The 17,474-nt window shown below is 72.1% G+C and carries 16 protein-coding genes; 12 read left to right on the forward strand and 4 right to left on the reverse strand.

What is annotated here, in order from left to right:
- Positions 1-30 precede the first annotated feature (30 nt).
- The 6 genes from xerD (at position 31) to OO60_RS27960 (ending at position 4,942) form a co-directional block, all read left to right on the forward strand.
- The gene (gene xerD, locus OO60_RS27935) at positions 31-933 is read left to right on the forward strand and encodes a site-specific tyrosine recombinase XerD (RefSeq protein ID WP_033262504.1); all 903 of its coding nucleotides are present in this window, start codon (positions 31-33) and stop codon (positions 931-933) included.
- Between the two features lie 147 nt (positions 934-1,080).
- Entirely contained in the window at positions 1,081-2,052 is a 972-nt protein-coding gene (locus tag OO60_RS27940) for a ParA family protein (RefSeq protein ID WP_004558658.1), read from the forward strand.
- Positions 2,049-2,459, forward strand: a complete 411-nt coding sequence (locus OO60_RS27945; protein ID WP_004558657.1) for a hypothetical protein — start codon at positions 2,049-2,051, stop codon at positions 2,457-2,459. Before OO60_RS27940 ends, OO60_RS27945 begins: the two co-directional genes overlap by 4 nt.
- Positions 2,459-3,355, forward strand: a complete 897-nt coding sequence (locus OO60_RS27950) for a segregation and condensation protein A (protein ID WP_004558656.1) — start codon at positions 2,459-2,461, stop codon at positions 3,353-3,355. The genes OO60_RS27945 and OO60_RS27950 overlap by 1 nt, the downstream gene beginning before the upstream one ends.
- Positions 3,352-4,203, forward strand: coding sequence for an SMC-Scp complex subunit ScpB (gene scpB, locus OO60_RS27955; protein ID WP_004558655.1), 852 nt, complete (start codon positions 3,352-3,354; stop codon positions 4,201-4,203). Before OO60_RS27950 ends, scpB begins: the two co-directional genes overlap by 4 nt.
- Positions 4,190-4,942, forward strand: a complete 753-nt coding sequence (locus tag OO60_RS27960) for a pseudouridine synthase (protein WP_004558654.1) — start codon at positions 4,190-4,192, stop codon at positions 4,940-4,942. The genes scpB and OO60_RS27960 overlap by 14 nt, the downstream gene beginning before the upstream one ends.
- Here OO60_RS27960 and OO60_RS27965 read toward each other — a convergent pair.
- Complete coding sequence (locus OO60_RS27965) at positions 4,921-5,736, reverse strand: SAM-dependent methyltransferase (RefSeq protein WP_004558653.1); 816 nt, start codon at positions 5,734-5,736, stop codon at positions 4,921-4,923. The genes OO60_RS27960 and OO60_RS27965 overlap by 22 nt on opposite strands.
- Positions 5,737-5,803: 67 nt before the next feature.
- On the opposite strand from OO60_RS27965, the gene OO60_RS27970 reads away from it, so the two are divergent.
- Complete coding sequence (locus OO60_RS27970; protein WP_240490817.1) at positions 5,804-7,645, forward strand: Xaa-Pro dipeptidyl-peptidase; 1,842 nt, start codon at positions 5,804-5,806, stop codon at positions 7,643-7,645.
- Here the strand turns inward: OO60_RS27970 and OO60_RS27975 are convergent.
- Genes OO60_RS27975 through OO60_RS27985 form a run of 3 tightly spaced genes read right to left on the reverse strand, consistent with a single transcriptional unit; the run spans position 7,642 to position 9,730 of the window.
- Positions 7,642-8,835, reverse strand: coding sequence for a cation:proton antiporter (locus OO60_RS27975; RefSeq protein ID WP_004558651.1), 1,194 nt, complete (start codon positions 8,833-8,835; stop codon positions 7,642-7,644). The genes OO60_RS27970 and OO60_RS27975 overlap by 4 nt on opposite strands.
- A 7-nt stretch (positions 8,836-8,842) precedes the next feature.
- Positions 8,843-9,325, reverse strand: a complete 483-nt coding sequence (locus OO60_RS27980; RefSeq protein ID WP_004558650.1) for a cation:proton antiporter regulatory subunit — start codon at positions 9,323-9,325, stop codon at positions 8,843-8,845.
- Between the two features lie 36 nt (positions 9,326-9,361).
- Positions 9,362-9,730 (reverse strand): DUF4267 domain-containing protein, encoded by a 369-nt coding sequence (locus OO60_RS27985; protein WP_004558649.1) that lies wholly within the window; start codon positions 9,728-9,730, stop codon positions 9,362-9,364.
- A gap of 91 nt (positions 9,731-9,821) precedes the next feature.
- Here OO60_RS27985 and OO60_RS27990 point away from each other — a divergent pair, with 91 nt between their 5' ends.
- The 5 genes from OO60_RS27990 (at position 9,822) to OO60_RS28010 (ending at position 17,456) form a co-directional block, all read left to right on the forward strand.
- On the forward strand, positions 9,822-10,388 hold the full coding sequence (locus OO60_RS27990) for a TetR/AcrR family transcriptional regulator (RefSeq protein ID WP_033262442.1): 567 nt from the start codon (positions 9,822-9,824) through the stop codon (positions 10,386-10,388).
- 90 nt (positions 10,389-10,478) lie between these two features.
- Entirely contained in the window at positions 10,479-11,183 is a 705-nt protein-coding gene (cmk, locus tag OO60_RS27995; protein ID WP_004558647.1) for a (d)CMP kinase, read from the forward strand.
- The gene (locus tag OO60_RS28000; protein ID WP_004558646.1) at positions 11,180-11,839 is read left to right on the forward strand and encodes a lysophospholipid acyltransferase family protein; all 660 of its coding nucleotides are present in this window, start codon (positions 11,180-11,182) and stop codon (positions 11,837-11,839) included. The genes cmk and OO60_RS28000 overlap by 4 nt, the downstream gene beginning before the upstream one ends.
- A gap of 16 nt (positions 11,840-11,855) precedes the next feature.
- Positions 11,856-13,316 carry a ribosome biogenesis GTPase Der gene (der, locus tag OO60_RS28005; RefSeq protein ID WP_004558645.1) on the forward strand — a complete coding sequence of 487 codons (1,461 nt, stop codon included), beginning with the start codon at positions 11,856-11,858 and terminating at the stop codon, positions 13,314-13,316.
- A gap of 255 nt (positions 13,317-13,571) precedes the next feature.
- A complete protein-coding gene (locus OO60_RS28010) occupies positions 13,572-17,456 on the forward strand; it encodes a Pls/PosA family non-ribosomal peptide synthetase (RefSeq protein ID WP_004558644.1) in 3,885 nt (1,294 codons plus the stop codon).
- Positions 17,457-17,474: the final 18 nt, after the last annotated feature.

The following is a 17,474-nucleotide window of genomic DNA, read 5'->3' on the forward strand; positions in this document are numbered from 1 at the left end:
GGCGTGGCAGCCCCGGGCAGCACGGACGGCGTGATCGCCGCGTACCTCGACCACCTGGTCGTCGAACGCGGGACCGCGCGCAACACCCTGGACAGCTACGCCCGTGACCTGCGCCGGTACGCCGCGCACCTGGACGGTCTCGGCGTCGCGAAGATCGCCGACGTCACCTCCGCGCACGTCACCGCCTTCGGTGCCGCCCTCCGCGAGGGCGACGCCGAGCACAAGCCGCTGGCCGCGTCTTCGGCCGCCCGTGCCCTGGTCGCCGTGCGGGGCCTGCACAAGTTCGCGCACGCCGAGGGCCTCACCGAGCACAACCCGGCCCGCGAGGTCCGGCCGCCGACACCGGCGAAGCGGCTGCCCAAGGCCCTGCCGGTCGACGACGTGCTGCGGCTGCTGGAGACCCCCTCCCCGGATGGCGAGCGCGCGCTGCGCGACCGGGCGCTGCTGGAGGTCCTCTACTCCACCGGGGCCCGGATCTCCGAGGCGGTCGGCCTGGACGTCGACGACGTCGACGACACCGAACGGACCGTGCTGCTGGACGGCAAGGGCGGCAAGCAGCGGCTGGTGCCGATCGGCCGTCCCGCGCTCGCCGCGCTGCACGCCTACACCGTCCGCGCCCGCCCGGCGCTCGCCGCGCACGGCCGCGGCACGGCGGCGCTGTTCCTCAACGCCCGCGGCAGCCGGCTGTCGCGGCAGAGCGCGTGGCAGGTCCTCAAGGACACCGCCGGCCGCGCGGGCATCACCGCCGCCGTGTCGCCGCACACGCTCCGCCACTCCTTCGCCACGCACCTGCTCGAAGGCGGCGCGGACGTCCGCGTCGTCCAGGAACTGCTCGGCCACGCGTCGGTGACGACGACCCAGGTGTACACGCTGGTCACGGTCAACACCCTGCGCGAGGTGTACGCCACGGCGCACCCGCGGGCACTGGGCTAGACGGCCCTATAAAGCGCCAAGGGCCTTCCCAGCCTGCACCGACGGTCGAGTGACATTGCCCCGTCGAGTCCGGCGCGTTGCTTTGCCGGGGCTCCGACTCCGCGCATAGGCTGCGGCGGACGCTGACGAACAAGGAGCTTTCGCGCCATGTCGACACCGAACCAGCCGGCCGTCCCGGCCGAGTCCGCCGGGTCGGCGGCGGCGAACCTCAGCCAGGTCACCATCGCGACGCCGATCGACCACGACGGCGACGACTCAGCCGAGCGCAACGGCAAGAAGGTCAAGCTCGAGGGCATCGGGCCGACCGGCCGCCCGATCCGCGAGCACCCCGATCCGGCGCCGCTGGACAAGCACGGCCCGGCCAAGATCATGGCGATGTGCAACCAGAAGGGCGGCGTCGGCAAGACGACGTCGACCATCAACCTGGGTGCCGCCCTCGCCGAGTACGGGCGGCGGGTGCTGCTCGTCGACTTCGACCCGCAGGGCGCGCTCGCCGTCGGCCTCGGCATCCAGCCGCACGAGCTGGACCAGACGGTCTACAACGCCATCATGGAGCGGTCGGTCAGCGCCACCGACGTGCTCATGAAAACCCGCGTCGACGGCGTTGACCTGCTGCCGAGCAACATCGACCTGTCCGCGGCGGAGGTCCAGCTCGTCGCTGAGGTAGGGCGCGAGCACACGTTGTTACGGGTCCTTCGTCCGGTCATGAACGACTACGACTATGTTCTTGTCGACTGCCAGCCCTCGCTCGGCCTGCTCACGGTGAACGCGCTGACCGCCGCGGACGGCGTGATCATCCCGCTGGAGTGCGAGTTCTTCAGTCTGCGAGGCGTCGCCCTCCTGATCGACACCATCGAGAAGGTGCAGGAACGCCTCAACCCCAAACTGGACATAGTCGGGATTCTCGCCACCATGTACGACCCGAGAACCCTGCATTCGAAGGAGGTCATGGCTCGCGTGGTGGAGGCATTCGGCGAGACCGTGTTCGACACGGTCATCAACCGCACCGTGCGGTTCCCCGAGACGACGGTCGCGGGTGAGCCGATCACGACCTGGGCGCCCAAGTCGGCCGGCGCGGCGGCGTACCGCCAGCTGGCCCGCGAGGTGATCGCTCGGTGAGCAGGCGCGCCTCCCTGCCCGGAGCGTCGGAACTCTTCAGGATCACCTCCAGTCCCGCCCTCGATCTCCCTCCCCAGGCACCCCCCGAGCCCGCCGAGGACCCGCAGCCGAAGCCTTCGGGCAACGGCCGGGCCGAGCAGCTCGCCCGCAGCGCGGCCCCGCACGGCTCGGGCCGGACCAAGCACGACGCGAAGATCACCGTGTACGTCTCCGGCGACGAGCTGGTGGCCATGGAGCAGGCCCGGCTGACGCTGCGCGCGAAGCACGACCTGGTCGTCGACCGCGGCCGGCTGGTCCGCGAGGCGGTGGCGGTGCTGCTGGCCGACTTCGACCAGAACGGCGACGAATCGGTGCTGGTCCAGCGGCTGCGGGTGGTCGGATCAGACGGCGGCGAAACCGAGGGCTGATGGACGAGCCGGAACCGGCTCCGGAGGTCCCCGAAGAGCACCAGACCGTGCACGGCGGGATGATCCCCGAAGGCGTCAACACCGAAGAACTGAGCACGTCGAAGTTCAAGGTGCGGCTGGCCAACTTCGAAGGCCCGTTCGACCTGCTGCTGCAGCTGATCTCGCAGCACCAGCTCGACGTCACCGAAGTGGCGTTGCACCGGGTCACCGACGACTTCATCGCCTACACCCGCGCACTGGGCACGGACTGGAACCTCGACGAGACGACGGAGTTCCTGGTCATCGCGGCCACGCTGCTGGACCTCAAGGCGGCGCGGCTGCTGCCGTCGGCCGAGGTGGAGAGCGAAGACGACCTCGCGCTGCTCGAAGCGCGCGACCTGCTGTTCGCGCGGATCCTGCAGTACCGGGCGTACAAGCAGGTGGCGGCGCTGTTCGGCGAGCTGGAACAGAACGCGCTGCGGCGCTACCCGCGGTCGGTGGCGCTGGAGGAGCGGTTCGTCGGGCTGCTGCCCGAGGTGATGCTGGGCGTGACACCGCAGAAGTTCGCCGACATCGCGGTGGCGGTGTTCCGGCCGAAGCCGCCGCCGACGGTGTCGATCGCCCACATCCACATGGGCCGCATCTCGGTCCGTGAGCACGCGGCGATCCTGCGGGTGATGCTGGCCGAGCGCGGCCAGGCGACGTTCGGCGAGCTCGTCGACGACTGCGACCACACGGTGGAGATCGTGGCGCGCTTCCTGGCGCTGCTGGAGCTCTACCGCGAGGCGACGGTCCAGTTCGAGCAGACCGAGGCACTGGCCGAGCTGCACGTCCGCTGGACGGGCGGCTCGAAGGAAGAAGCCTCCGCGGCGGCCGAGCTGGACCGCGCGTTCGGAGACGAAGAGGAGTACGGGTGAGCCCGGAGAACAACGAGCAGGCCGAGGTGGCAGCCCCGGAGCCACCGGCTCACGAAGAACCGGAACAGGCCGCGGCCGAGCTGGCGCTCGACGAAGCACTGTCGGGCGAGCCCGTGACCGAGGAGGGCGACCCGGTCGAACCGATCGCCGAGCCGGCTCCCGCCGAACCTGAGCCCGAGCCGGCTCCTGCCGAGCCCGAGCCCGAGCCCGAGCCGCCTGCCGCCGAACCCGGGCCGGAGCTCGACCCCGCCGATCCGGCCTCCGACCTCGTCGCCGCCGGGGACGCCGACTCCCTGCCGGACGTCACCTCCGACGAGGCCCTCGAAGCCGCCCTCGAGGCGCTCCTCCTCGTCGTCGACTCGCCCGCCAGTGAGGAACTCCTCGCCGACACCCTCGGCCAGCCCAAGTCCCGGATCGTCGTCGCGCTGCGCACCATGGCGCAGAAGTTCACCGACCGGACGTCCGGGATCGACCTGCGGCGCGTCGGCGAAGGGTGGCGGTTCTACACTAGGGACGTCCATGCCCCGTTCGTGGAGAAGCTCCTGCTGGACGGCCAGCGGTCGAAGCTGACCCGGGCCGCGCTGGAGAGCCTCGCCGTGATCGCGTACCGGCAGCCGGTGACCCGCGCGCGGGTTGCCGCGGTGCGGGGCGTGAACGTGGACGGCGTGATCCGGACGCTGCTCGCGCGCGGCCTCATCGAAGAGATGGGGACCGATCCCGAGACGACCGGCACGCTGTACGTGACGACCGAGCTGTTCCTGGAGCGACTGGGGCTGTCGTCACTGAACGACCTGCCCCCGATCGCTCCGCTGCTACCCGAAGTGGACACCATCGATGACATCCAGTGAACACCCCGACGGCGTCCGGCTGCAGAAGGTGCTGTCGCAGGCCGGGGTCGCCTCCCGGCGAGCGGCGGAGGACCTGATCGTCGCCGGCCGGGTCGAGGTGGACGGCGAGGTCGTCACCGAGCTCGGCCGCCGCGTCGACCCCGACGCGGCGATCATCCACGTCGACGGCACCCGCGTGAACCTGCGCGACGACCTCATCTACCTCGCCCTGAACAAGCCCAAGGGCGTGCACTCGACGATGTCGGACGACCGCGGCCGCCCCTGCGTCGGCGACTACCTGCGCGGCCGCTACGAGGAGACGCCCGGGGTCGTGCACGTCGGCCGGCTCGACGAGAACACCGAGGGCCTGCTGCTGCTCACCAACGACGGCGACCTCGGGCACCGGCTGATGCACCCGTCGTACCGGGTGCTCAAGACCTACCTCGCCGAGGTCGACGGCCTGGTGCCGCGCGGGCTCGGCAAGGAGCTGCGCAAGGGCTGGGAGCTGCCGGACGGGATCGTCAAGGTCGACCAGTTCCGGGTCAAGGACATGCACTCCGGCAAGTCGCTGGTCGAGCTGGTGATCCACGAGGGCAAAAAGCACATCGTGCGCCGCCTGCTCAAGGACACCGGCCACCCGGTGCTGAAGCTGGTCCGCACCGCGGTCGGCGACGTCCAGCTCGGCAACCAGCGCGTCGGCTCGATCCGGCGGCTGACGAAGAACGAGGTCGGGGCGCTCTACCGCAACGTCGAGCTCTGACACCGCGCGGTCACGAACCCGTCGACCGTCTCCTCGCCCGGGCGGCCGTATTCCGCGGCCAGTTCGGCGCGGGAGACGACGGTGGGTTCCCAGCCGTGGCCGCGCAGCCAGTCCGGCGCCGCGTCGCCGAGGCCGCCCAGCCACAGGCGGGTGACGCGCTCCGCGCCCGGCGTCGCGTTCGCCCTGGCGAACAGGCTGTCGCGGGTTTCGGTCTTCCGGTGCTCGAACGACACCCGGCTGCCGGGCGCGGAGAGCTCGCTCACGGCCGAAAGCAGCTTCTCGGCGTCTTCGCGGGACAGGTAGACCAGCAGGCCCTCGGCCAGCCAAGCGGTGGGCACGCCGGGGTCGAACCCGGCGGCTCGCAGGGCCGCGGCCCAGTCGTCGCGCAGGTCGGCCGGGACCACGACGCGCTCGCACGCCGGCGTGGCGTCCCGGCCGGCCAGCACCGCCTCCTTGAAGGCGAAAACCTCGGGCAGGTCCAGCTCGAACAACCGCGTCCCCAGTGGCCAGGCGAGCCGGAAGGCCCGCGCGTCGAGGCCCGCGGCGAGCACGACGACCTGGGGACACCCGGCGGCCAGCAGGTAGTCGTCGTAGAACCGGGTGCGGATCGCCACCTGCTGGGCGAAGAGCGCGCCGAGCCCTTCGCCGGCGGCCGGCAGCGCCGAGCGGCCCGCCTCGGCGAACGCGGCCGCGTACGGGTCGTCGAACAGGCGGTCCGGGCGGGAACTCTCGTAGGCGCGCAGGGCGGCGACACCGACGGCGGTGCGGCTCACCGCGGGCAGGGACTCGGTCATGATCCCCAACGTACGCCCGACTTTCCGCCGTAGTGGCGTGATCCCCCGGCTCGCTAGCGTGACGGGCATGCGACTCGGAGTGGTGAGCGGGATCCTCGCGGTGCTCCTGTCCGGCACGGTGGCTCCGGCCGCCGCGGCGCCCGCGGGGAGCGAACCGGTTTACGACTACGCGAAGGCGGTCCGCGAAACCGTCTGGGTCGACATCGGCCGCGACGGCGACGGTGACGGCCGCTCCGACCGCGTCGCCGCCGACATCGTGCGGCCGGGCGAGGTGACCTCGGGCGTCCCGGTGATCATGGACGCCAGCCCGTATTACTCGTGCTGCGGGCGCGGCAACGAGAGCGAGCTGAAAACCTACGACAGCGCCGGGAAACCGGTGAAGTTCCCGCTGTTCTACGACAACTACTTCGTGCCGCGCGGCTACGCCGTGGTGCAGGTCGACCTGGCCGGGACGAACCGCTCGGCCGGCTGCGCGGACGTCGGCGGCCCGTCGGACGTCGACTCGGCGCGCAAGGTCGTCGACTGGCTGAACGGCCGCGCGACCGGCTACAGCGCGAAGACCGGCGGCAGCGCGGTGACCGCGGGCTGGAGCAGCGGCAACGTCGGGATGATCGGCAAGTCCTACGACGGCACGATCGCCAACGGCGTCGCGGCGACCGGCGTCGCCGGGCTCAAGACCATCGTGCCGATCTCGGCGATCAGCTCCTGGTACGACTACTACCGCTCCGACGGCGCGACCTTCGGCTTCAACCCGGACGGGCTGGCGCGCACGGTCGAAGCGCGCAACGGCGGGCAGAACTGCTCGGCGCAGAACCAGGCGCTGGCTGCCGGCGCCACGGCGAACGGCGACTACGGGCCGCTGTGGGCGGCGCGGGACTACGCCGCGAACGCGCGGAACGTGCGCGCCAGCGTGCTGCTGTCCCACGGCGTCAACGACCTCAACGTCAAGACCATCCACTTCGGACAGTGGTGGGACGCGCTGACCGTCGAGAAGAAGATCTGGCTGTCGCAGACCGGGCACGTCGACCCGTTCGACTACCGGCGCGCGGACTGGGTGGACCTGCTGCACCGGTGGTTCGACCACTACCTGCTCGGCGTCGACAACGGCGTCCAGAACGGCCCGCAGGCGAGCGTCGAGCGGCAGCCGGACCAGTGGGCCGACCAGGCCCGCTACCCGGCGGTGAACGCGGTCGCGACGACGTTGCGGCCGGGGGCGGGCGGCACGCTGGGCACGGCGGCGTCGTCCGGGACGGCGTCGTTCACCGACAACCCGAACGTCGGCGAGGACACCTGGGTGACCAGCCCGGGCAGCGCCGCGCTGACGTACTCGACCGGGACGCTCACGTCCGACCTGCAGGTCTCGGGAACTTCGTCGGTCACCGTGACGGCGACGCCGGGCACGTCGTCGGCCCGGGTGTCGGCGCTGCTGGTGGACCTGGGCGCGGCGACGATCCGCAACTTCGGCGGCAGCGGCGAGGGGATCAAGACGGGAACGGCGGAGAACTGCTGGGGCTCGTCGACGTCCGGTGACGACGCCTGCTACCGGATCACGTCCGCGGACGTGAAGAAGGTCAGCTACACGATCCTCAGCCGCGGCTGGGCCGACCTGGCGAACTACGCTTCCCTGTCCCAGGAACGGCCGTTGACACCGGGCACGGCGTACACGATGACGTTCCGGCTGGCGTCGACGGACCACATCGTGCCCCGCGGCCACGCGCTGGCGCTGATCATCGGCGGCACGGACGGCAGCTTCATCCGCGGGCCCGCCCAGCCGGGCCGGGTGACGCTGGACCTGGCCCGGACGTCGGTTTCGGTCCCGCTGCTGGGCATCCCGCCCGCGGCGACGACCCACCCGGCCCGCGACACGGCCGCGTTCGTGCCGTCGGCGGGCCGGGCCGACCTGCGCTAGTTCGCCTCGGCCGGTGCGGTCTTCGTCGCCGACTTCCGTTGCAGGACGCGGACGATCGGCTCGACGACCCGGGCCGCCGTCGGGCCGAGGATCGCCATCAGCAGCACGTACGCCGTCGCCAGTGCCGCCAGCTCGCCGGTGACCGCGCCCGCCGTCACCGCCAGGCCCGCGATGACGATCGAGAACTCGCCTCTCGCGACCAGGGCCGCGCCGGCCCGGGCCCGGCCCAGCTTGCCGATGCCCTGGCGGCGGGCCGCCCACCAGCCGGTGGCGACCTTCGTCAGCGTCGTGACGACCGCCAGCACCACGGCCCAGCCGAGCACCGGCGGGATCGACGCCGGGTTCGTGTTGAGGCCGAAGACCACGAAGAACACCGCCGCGAACAGGTCGCGCAGCGGCTCGAGCAGGTGCGTCGCGTTCTCCGCCGTCGAGCCGGAGATCGCGATGCCGAGCAGGAACGCCCCGACCGCGGCCGAAACCTGCATCGCCGACGCCAGCCCGGCCACCAGCAGCGCCGCGCCGAGCACCTTGAGCAGGAACACCTCGCGGTCCGGGCTGTCGACCGCCGCGGAGACGTACCGGCCGAACTTCAGCGCGACCACCAGCACCACGGTGATCACCAGCAGCGAGATGCCGACCGCCTCCAGGCCGCCGAGCAGTGACACCCCGCCCAGCACCGCGGTGAGGATCGGCAGGTAGAGGGCCATCGCGAGGTCCTCGAACACGAGGATCGACAGCACCACCGGCGTCTCGCGGTTGCCGAGCCGGCCCAGGTCGCCGAGGACCTTGGCGACGATGCCGGACGACGAGATGTAGGTGACGCCCGCCATCACCATCGCGCCGATCGGGCCCCAGCCCAGCAGCAGCGCGACGGCGGCGCCCGGGGCGGCGTTGAGGACGATGTCGAGCAGGCCGGCCGTCCAGGACCGGCGCAGGCCCGTGAACAGCTCGGCCGCGGAGTACTCCAAGCCCAGCAGCAACAGCAGCAGCACGACGCCGATTTCGCCGGCCAGGTGGGTGAAGCCGCCGATGTCGCCCAGCGGGATCAGCCCGCCCTGGCCGAAGCAGAGGCCGCCGAGCAGGTAGAGCGGGATGGGGGAGAGGCCGATCTTGCCGGCCAGGCGCCCGAGCGCGCCCAGCCCGAAGAAGACCGCCCCCAGTTCGATCAGGGACAGCGCGGTGTGGTCCATCGTGGGATCAGCCGTACTTCAAGATCTTGAGGGCGGCATCCAGTCCCTCGCTCGTGCCGACGGTGACCAGCAGGTCGCCGCCCGTGAGCGCGAAGTCGGGTGTCGGCGACGGGTGCACCTGGCCGGCCCGCGCCACCGCGACCACCGAGACGCCGGTGCGCGTCCGCATCGCCGTGTCGCCGAGCGTCCGGCCGTCGAACGGGCTGGACGGCTTGATCGGCAGCTGCTTGGTGCTGATGCCGGGCAGGTCCTGGTGCTCCTCGGTGAGCTGCGCGACCAGCTGCGGCGCGCCGAGGAGGTTGGCCAGCGTGCCCGCCTCGTCCGCGGTCAGCGGGATCGAGGCGGCGCAGGCGTCCGGGTCGTCGGACTTGGACACGATGAGCTCGGTGTGGCCGTCCCGCTGCGACACGACGCCGATGCGGCGGCCGGTACGGGTGCTGAAGTCCTTGCGGACCCCGATGCCGGGAAGAGGAGTTACTTCGACGTTCACCCAACCACCGTAACCCAGGTGTCCGATTCGCGACGTTCAGCCGAGCAGGAGCAGCAGTGCGGCGACGACCATCACGAGCGCGGTCAGGCCGTGGACGCCGAAGGCGATGGCCTTCTTCCCGCGGTGGCGCAGGATGAGCAGCATGTCGAAGACGGGCCAGATCGCCGCGGTGAGCATGACCCAGCCCAGTGCGTGCGCGTCGCCGTAGACCATCAGGGCCAGCGGGATCAGGCCGGCGCCGACGTCGCGGCCGCCCTTGACGTTGAGGAAGGTCTCCGCGTGCTCGGGGACCTCGCCGAAGCCGAAGCCCGCGGCGATCTTGTTCGGTGCGAACAGGTAGTTGAGGCCGATGTAGATGATGCCGAGCGCGACGACGGCGGTCAGGACGTAGCCGGTGACGAGCATGGTGTTCCCTCCAGTTTTCTAGCATCGCTGGGATTGCTAGCAACGATAATCTAGCGGCGCTAGTTTGTCTAGCAGTGCTAGCATGTGACGTATGACCCAGCGACAACGGCGTGTGCGCGACCGGACCGAGCGAGCGCAGCGGATCGTCACCGCGGCGCGGGAGCTCGCCGAGGCGGAAGGCTGGGACGCGGTCACCACCAGGAAGCTCGCCGCGCTGATCGAATACAGCCAGCCGGTGCTCTACAGCCACTTCCCGGGCGGCAAGGAGGCGATCATGGCCGCGGCCGCGCTGGAGGGCTTCGCCGAGCTGGCCACCGCGCTCGCCGGAGCGCGCGGCGGCGGCCTCGCCGGGATCGCGGGGGCCTACGTCGAGTTCGCCGAGGCGAAGCCGGCGCTCTACGACGCGATGTTCACGCTCGCGTCCGAACTGCGGTTCGCCGAGGACGACACCCCGGAGGTGATGAAGGCGAACTTCGCGGAGCTGCTCGCGGTCATCGAGCCGGTCGCGGGGCGGCAGGACCCCGGCCCGCTGACCGAGGTGTTCTGGAGCACGCTGCACGGCCTGGTGACCCTCGATCGCGGCCGCCGGCTCTCGCCGGCCCACCGTGAGGAGCGGCTCGCGCTCGTGGTGGCGCGCTTCGGCGCGCGGGGCGACTGATCTCCTCCGCACCCCGACCGGCAGAATGGGGGAGAAGCCGAACGGGACGAGAACGCGAGGAGAGTGCCGGTGACGGGAGCCCTACGAGGTGTGGTCGCGCTGGACGGCCCGTCGGGGACCGGGAAGACCACCGTCGCCCGCAAGCTCGCTCAGCGCCTCGGCGCCGGCTACCTCGACACCGGTGCGATGTACCGGATGGTCACCCTCGCCGTGCTGCGCGCCGGCGTCGACCCGGCGGACCCGGCCGCGGTGGCCGAGGTCGCCGACCGCGCCGAGTTCGGCATCGGCACCAGCCCCGACCGGCCGGAGATCCGCCTGGCGGGCGAAGACGTCGCCGCCGACATCCGCGGGCCGGAGGTCACCAAGGCCGTTTCGCCGGTGTCGGCCGTGCCGCACGTGCGTGAGCTGCTGGTCGCCCGGCAGCGGCGGATCATCGAGGACGTCGTCGCGCACCGCGGCGGGATCGTCGTCGAGGGCCGGGACATCGGCACGGTCGTCGCGCCGGACTCGCCGCTCAAGGTCTTCCTGACCGCCTCCGCCGACGTCCGCGCGTCGCGCCGCAGCACCCAGGACACCGCGGCCGGGCGCCAGTCTTCGGTCGCCGACGCGCTGGCTTCGGTCGAGCGCCGCGACCACCTCGACTCGACCCGCGCCGCTTCGCCGCTGCGCGCGGCCGACGACGCCGTGCACGTCGACACCTCCGAGCTGTCGATCGACCAGGTGATCGTCGCGCTGAGCGAGCTGGCCAGCCACCGGGGCATCCTCGAAGGCTGCAACGCCGAGGTCGCTCGATGAGCGGTGACGGACTCCCCGAGGGATCCGTCGGCAGGCTCCACGACGCCGGGCGGATCTTCGCCCGGTACTATCTGCGCTCGGCCTTCCGCATCCGGGTGCACGGCCGCGAGCGCGTCCCCGCCACCGGGCCGCTGCTCGTGATCGCCAACCACAGCTCCATGATCGAGCCGCAGCTGATCTTCGGAATGCTTCCGCGGCGTTCGGCGTTCCTGGTCAAGGCCGAGATGTTCGGCGGGATCGCCGGCAGGTTCTTGCTGGCGATCGGGCAGATCCCGCTCAAGCGCGGCGAGATCGACCGCAAGCCGCTGCTGACCGCGGTCGGCGTCCTCAAGGACGGCGGGGTCGTCGGGATCTTCCCCGAGGGCACCCGCGGTGCCGGGGACGTCGGCGCGGCCGAACGCGGTGCGGCCTGGCTGGTCCGGGCCTCCGGCGCGACCGTGCTCCCGGTCGCGACGCGGGGCACGCTCAAGCCCGCCGACGGCAAGCGGCGGTTCCGGCCACGGGTGGACATCCTGGTGGGCGAGCCGTTCTCGCCGAAGGTCGGCCCCGGGAAGACCGGGCTCGACCAGGGCACCGAAGAGCTGCGCGGTGAGCTCGCGGCGCTCGTGAAGACTTTGGACGACTGGCGTGCCGAACACGGATTCGGCGCGGTATAAGGGAAATCGGGTTCCGATGGAAGAGTACGAAAGCGTCGGCGAAGTCGACGGCACCTGGTCCGACGAGACCGAATTCGCCGCGCTCGACGCGCAGATCGAGGCGGCGGAAGCGGCCGAGGAGGCCGCCCTCGCGCAGCCGGTGCTCGCCGTCGTCGGCCGGCCCAACGTGGGCAAGTCGACGCTGGTCAACCGCATCCTCGGCCGGCGCGAAGCCGTCGTGCAGGACGTCCCGGGCGTGACCCGCGACCGCGTCGCCTACGACGCCTACTGGGGCGGGCGCAAGTTCACCCTGGTCGACACGGGCGGCTGGGAGCCGGACGCGACCGGGCTGCAGGCCTCCGTCGCCGCCCAGGCCGAGCTGGCCATGCAGACCGCGGACGCGGTGCTGCTGGTCATCGACGCCACGGTCGGCGCGACGGCGACCGACGAAGCCGTCTCCAAGGTGCTGCGCCGCTCGAAGAAGCCGGTGCTGCTGGCCGCGAACAAGGTCGACGACGACCGGCTGCTCGCCGACACCGCGTCGCTCTGGTCGCTCGGCCTCGGCGAGCCGCACCCGGTGAGCGCGCTGCACGGCCGCAGCTCCGGCGACCTGCTCGACGCCATCCTCAAGGCCCTGCCCGAGTCGCCGCGCGAAGGCGGTGCCGTGACGTCGGGCCCGCGGCGCGTCGCGCTGGTCGGCAAGCCGAACGTCGGCAAGTCGAGCCTGCTCAACAAGCTGTCGGGCGAGCAGCGCTCGGTCGTCGACTCGGTCGCGGGCACCACCGTCGACCCGGTCGACTCGCTGGTCGAGCTGGACGGCGAGACCTGGCGGTTCGTGGACACCGCGGGCCTGCGCAAGCGCGTCAACTTCGCCGCCGGCGCCGAGTACTACGCCTCGCTGCGCACCAAGACCGCGATCGACGCGGCCGAGGTCGCGATCGTGCTGCTGGACGCGGCCGAGCCGCTGTCGGAGCAGGACCTGCGGGTGCTGACCATGGTCGTCGAGGCCGGCCGCGCGTGCGTGCTGGCGTTCAACAAGTGGGACCTGGTCGACGAGGACCGGCGGCACGCGATGGTCCGCGAGCTGGACCGCGGCCTGGTCCGCGTGCCCTGGGCGGAGAAGGTCAACATCTCGGCGCTGACCGGCCGTTCGGTGCGCAAGCTGGCGCCGGCGCTGCGGACCGCGCTGAAGTCGTGGGACCAGCGGGTGCCGACCGGCCAGCTCAACGCGTGGCTGTCCGACCTGATCGCGGCCACCCCGCCGCCGGTCCGCTCGGGCAAGCAGCCGAAGGTCCTGTTCGCGACCCAGGCCGGCATCCGCCCGCCGACGCTGGTGCTGTTCACCACGGGCTTCCTCGAGGCGGGCTACCGCCGGTTCATCGAACGCAAGTTCCGTGAGCAGTTCGGCTTCACCGGCAGCCCCGTCCGGGTGAATGTGCGCGTCCGGGAGAAGAAAGCGAAGCCGAAGGTCGGCGGAAAAGCCGCCCGCACCCGGTGATTTCCTGACGCCCTGATCAGCGTGACGCAAAAATTGCGACCGGGATCACGCTGGTCAGGGCGGTGATCGTGAGGTCCGACACTCCGCTGTGACCGTGGAGATACCTTTCGTTCATCTTGCGTTACAGTGGATGGTCGTTGCGGGCGCCTCAATCCGGAGAGCGAGCCCGATTGAGGCTCCCGAAAGGTGAGTGGTGGGCTTGCGCGCCCATGGTTTGTCCCTGCACGTCTTCGTTCCGGTCGAGGTGAACGCCCGATGACCGTCACGATCGAACCCACCGGCTCCGCCGCCGAGATGACTCTCGCCCCGGTCGCCGACCGCGCGCTCTTCTGGTCCGGCCTCGGCGCCGCCGAGCGCACCCTCCTCGACGTCCTCACCGCCACCGCCGAGCGGCACCCGAACGCCGCCGCGATCGACGACGGCACCACCACCCTGACCTACCGGCGGCTGCTCGACGAGATCGACGCCTACGGGCGCCGGCTCAAGAGCTACGGCGTCGGCCTCGGCGACCGCGTCGGCATCCGGATCTCCTCCGGCACCGCCGAGCTGTACATCGCCATCCTCGCCACCCTGTCCGTCGGCGCCGCCTACGTGCCGGTCGACGCGGACGACCCGGACGAGCGCGCCGAGCTGGTCTTCGAAGAGGCTCAGGTCGCCGCGGTCGCCACCGACGGCAAGATCGAGGTCCACAGCACCCCGGGCGGCCGTGACGGCGTCCCCGGCCCGGCCGACGACGCGTGGATCATCTTCACCTCCGGCTCCACCGGCAAGCCCAAGGGCGTCGCGGTCACCCACGCGAGTGCCGCCGCCTTCGTCGACGCCGAAGCCGAGCTCTTCCTCGCCGACGAGCCGATCGGCCCCGGCGACCGCGTCCTGGCCGGCCTGAGCGTCGCCTTCGACGCCTCCTGCGAAGAGATGTGGCTGGCCTGGCGCCACGGCGCCTGCCTGGTCCCGGCGCCCCGCGCGCTGGTCCGCACCGGCGTCGACCTCGGCCCGTGGCTGGTCGCGCAGCGCATCACCGTCGTTTCGACCGTGCCGACGCTGGCCGCGCTGTGGCCCGCCGACGCGCTCGAGGACGTCCGCCTGCTCATCTTCGGCGGCGAAGCCTGCCCGCCGGAGCTCGCCGAACGCGTCGCCGTCGAAGGCCGCGAAGTCTGGAACACCTACGGCCCGACCGAGGCCACCGTCGTGGCCTGCGCCGCGCAGCTGACCGGCGACGGGCCGGTCCGCATCGGCCTGCCGCTGGCCGGCTGGCAGCTCGCCGTGGTCAACGACGAAGGCGAGCCGGTCGCCATGGGCGAGACCGGCGAGCTCGTCATCGGCGGCGTCGGCCTGGCCCGCTACCTCGACGCGGCCAAGGACGCCGAGAAGTTCGCGCCGCTGCCGTCGCTGGGCTGGCAGCGCGCGTACCGCTCGGGCGACATGGTCCGCGCCGAGGAGGAAGGTCTGCTGTTCCTCGGCCGCCTCGACGAGCAGGTCAAGCTCGGCGGCCGCCGCATCGAGCTGGGCGAGGTCGACGCCGCGCTGCAGGCCCTCCCGGGTGTGCAGGGCGCGGCCGCCGCGATCCGCCGCACCAAGGCCGGCAACCAGGTCCTCGTCGGGTACGTCGTGCCCGCGGACGACAGCTTCGACCACGACCAGGCCGCGACGCGCCTGCGCGAGCACCTGCCCGCCGCGCTCGTCCCGCTGCTGGCCGTCGTCGACGACCTGCCGACCCGCACCTCCGGCAAGGTGGACCGCAACGCCCTCCCGTGGCCGCTGTCCACAGTGGAGGCGTCCGGGCTGACCCCGACCGAGACGTGGCTCGCCGAAGGCTGGGCCGAGATCCTCGGCGTGTCGGTCGACAGCCCGAAGGCCGACTTCTTCACCCACGGCGGCGGCAGCCTGACCGCCGCCCAGGTGGTGGCCCGCATCCGCACCCGGCACCCGCAGGTGTCGGTCGCCGACATCTACGCCCACCCCAAGCTGGGCGCGCTGGCCGCGATGCTGGACGCGCTGAGCGGCCAGGCCACCGAACGCCGGGACATCGCGCCGACGAAACGCCGCGCCGGTGTCGTCCAGACGCTGCTGATGGTCCCGCTGATGAGCCTGGTCGGCCTGCGCTGGGCCACGCTCGCCGCCGCCCTGTCGAACGTCCTGTCCCTGCTCGGGTTCGCCTGGGCCCCGACGCTGAGCTGGGCCTGGATCGGCCTGGCCTGGGTGGTGCTGTTCAGCCCGGCGGGCCGGATCGCCATCGCCGCCGGTGGCGCGCGCGTGCTGCTCTCCGGTGTCCGCCCCGGCACGTACCCGCGCGGCGGGAGTGTCCACTTGCGACTGTGGACGGCCGAGAAGCTGGCGGAGTTCAGCGGCGCGGACAGCGTCGCCGCGGCGTCCTGGATGACGACGTACGCGAAGGCGCTCGGCGCGCGCATCGGCAAGGGCGTCGACCTGCACTCGCCGCCGCCGGTCACCGGCTTCCTCAAGCTGGGCCGCGGCGCCGCGATCGAGCCCGAGGTCGACCTGACCGGCCACTGGGTCGACGGCGACGTAGTGCACATCGGCAAGGTCCGCGTGGGCGCGGAGGCCCGGGTCGGCGCACGCAGCACGCTGTTCCCCGGTGCCCGCATCGGCAAGGGCGCGGAGATCGCGGCCGGTTCGACCGTCCGCGGCGCCGTCCCGGCCGGGCAGCGCTGGGCCGGTTCGCCCGCCGCGCGCGTGGCCAAGGACGAGCGGGACGCGCTGAAGTGGCCGTCGAGCCGTCCGCCGCGGTCGCACTTCTGGGCCGCCGTTTACGGTGCGACCTCGGTGGCGCTGGGCTTCCTGCCCGGCGTGGCCGCATTGGCCGGTGTCGCGGTGCTCGGCTACGCGATCGCCGGTGCCCCGACGCTGTTCGACGCCTTCACCCGCGCGCTGGTCTTCGTGCCGGCCGCCACTGCCGCGTACTTCCTGGCGTACATGCTGCTGGTGCTGGTCGGCGTCCGGGCGCTGAGCATCGGCATGGTCGAGGGCTACCACCCGGTGCACGGCCGCGTCGCCTGGCAGGTCTGGGCCACCGAACGCCTGATGAACATGGCCCGCGAAGGCCTGTTCCCGCTGTACGCCAGCCTGTTCACGCCGGTGTGGCTGCGCATGCTGGGCGCGAAGGTGGGCCGCAACGTCGAGGCGTCGACGGTGCTGGCGCTGCCGAAGATGACCAAGGTCGACAGCGGCGCGTTCCTGGCCGACGACACGATGGTCGCCACCTACGAGCTCGGCCACGGCTGGCTGCACGTCGCCCCGGCGCGGATCGGCAAGCAGGCGTTCCTCGGCAACTCGGGGATGACCGCGCCCGGCCGTTCGGTGCCGAAGCGCGGCCTGGTCGGCGTCCTGTCGTCGACGCCGCTGAAGGCGAAGAAGGGCTCGTCGTACCTGGGCATGCCGCCGCTGCCGGTCCGCCGCGCGGTCGGCGAGGCCGACACGAGCCGCACCTACACCCCGGCGCTGCACCTCAAGGCGGCGCGGACGCTGGTCGAGCTGTGCCGGATCATCCCGGTCATGTGCGGGGTCGCGCTGACCGTCGTGGTCGCCTTCGGCCTGCTGTGGACGGCGACGGCGTTCGGCTTCGGCGTCGCGCTGCTGCTGGCCGGGCCCGCGCTGCTGGCCGCCGGCGTCGTCGCGGCGCTGACCGCGACGGTGATGAAGTGGCTGCTCGTCGGGAAGTTCCGCGAGGTCGACCACCCGCTGTGGAGCTCGTTCGTCTGGCGCAACGAGCTGGCCGACACCTTCGTCGAGGCCCTCGCGGTGCCGTGGCTGATCGGCTCGGTCGGCGGCACCCCGCTGCTGACCGCGTGGCTGCGCACGATGGGCGTCAAGATCGGCCGCGGCGTCTGGCTGGAGACGTACTGGCTGCCCGAGGCGGACCTGGTGTCGCTGGGCGACGGCGCGACGATCAACCGCGGCTGCGTCGTGCAGACGCACCTGTTCCACGACCGGATCATGAGCATGTCCCGGGTGACCCTCGGCGAGGGCGCGACGCTCGGCCCGCACGGCATCGTCCTGCCGGGCGCGGGCATCGGCGCCCGCACCACGGTCGGCCCGGGCTCGCTGGTGACCCGCGGCGACGAGGTGCCCGCCGACACCCGCTGGCTGGGCAACCCGATCTCCGCATGGCCGGGTAAGTAACGAAAGCAGGACCGGGCG

Source organism: Amycolatopsis vancoresmycina (genome assembly GCF_000716785.1).
GTDB lineage: Bacteria > Actinomycetota > Actinomycetes > Mycobacteriales > Pseudonocardiaceae > Amycolatopsis > Amycolatopsis vancoresmycina.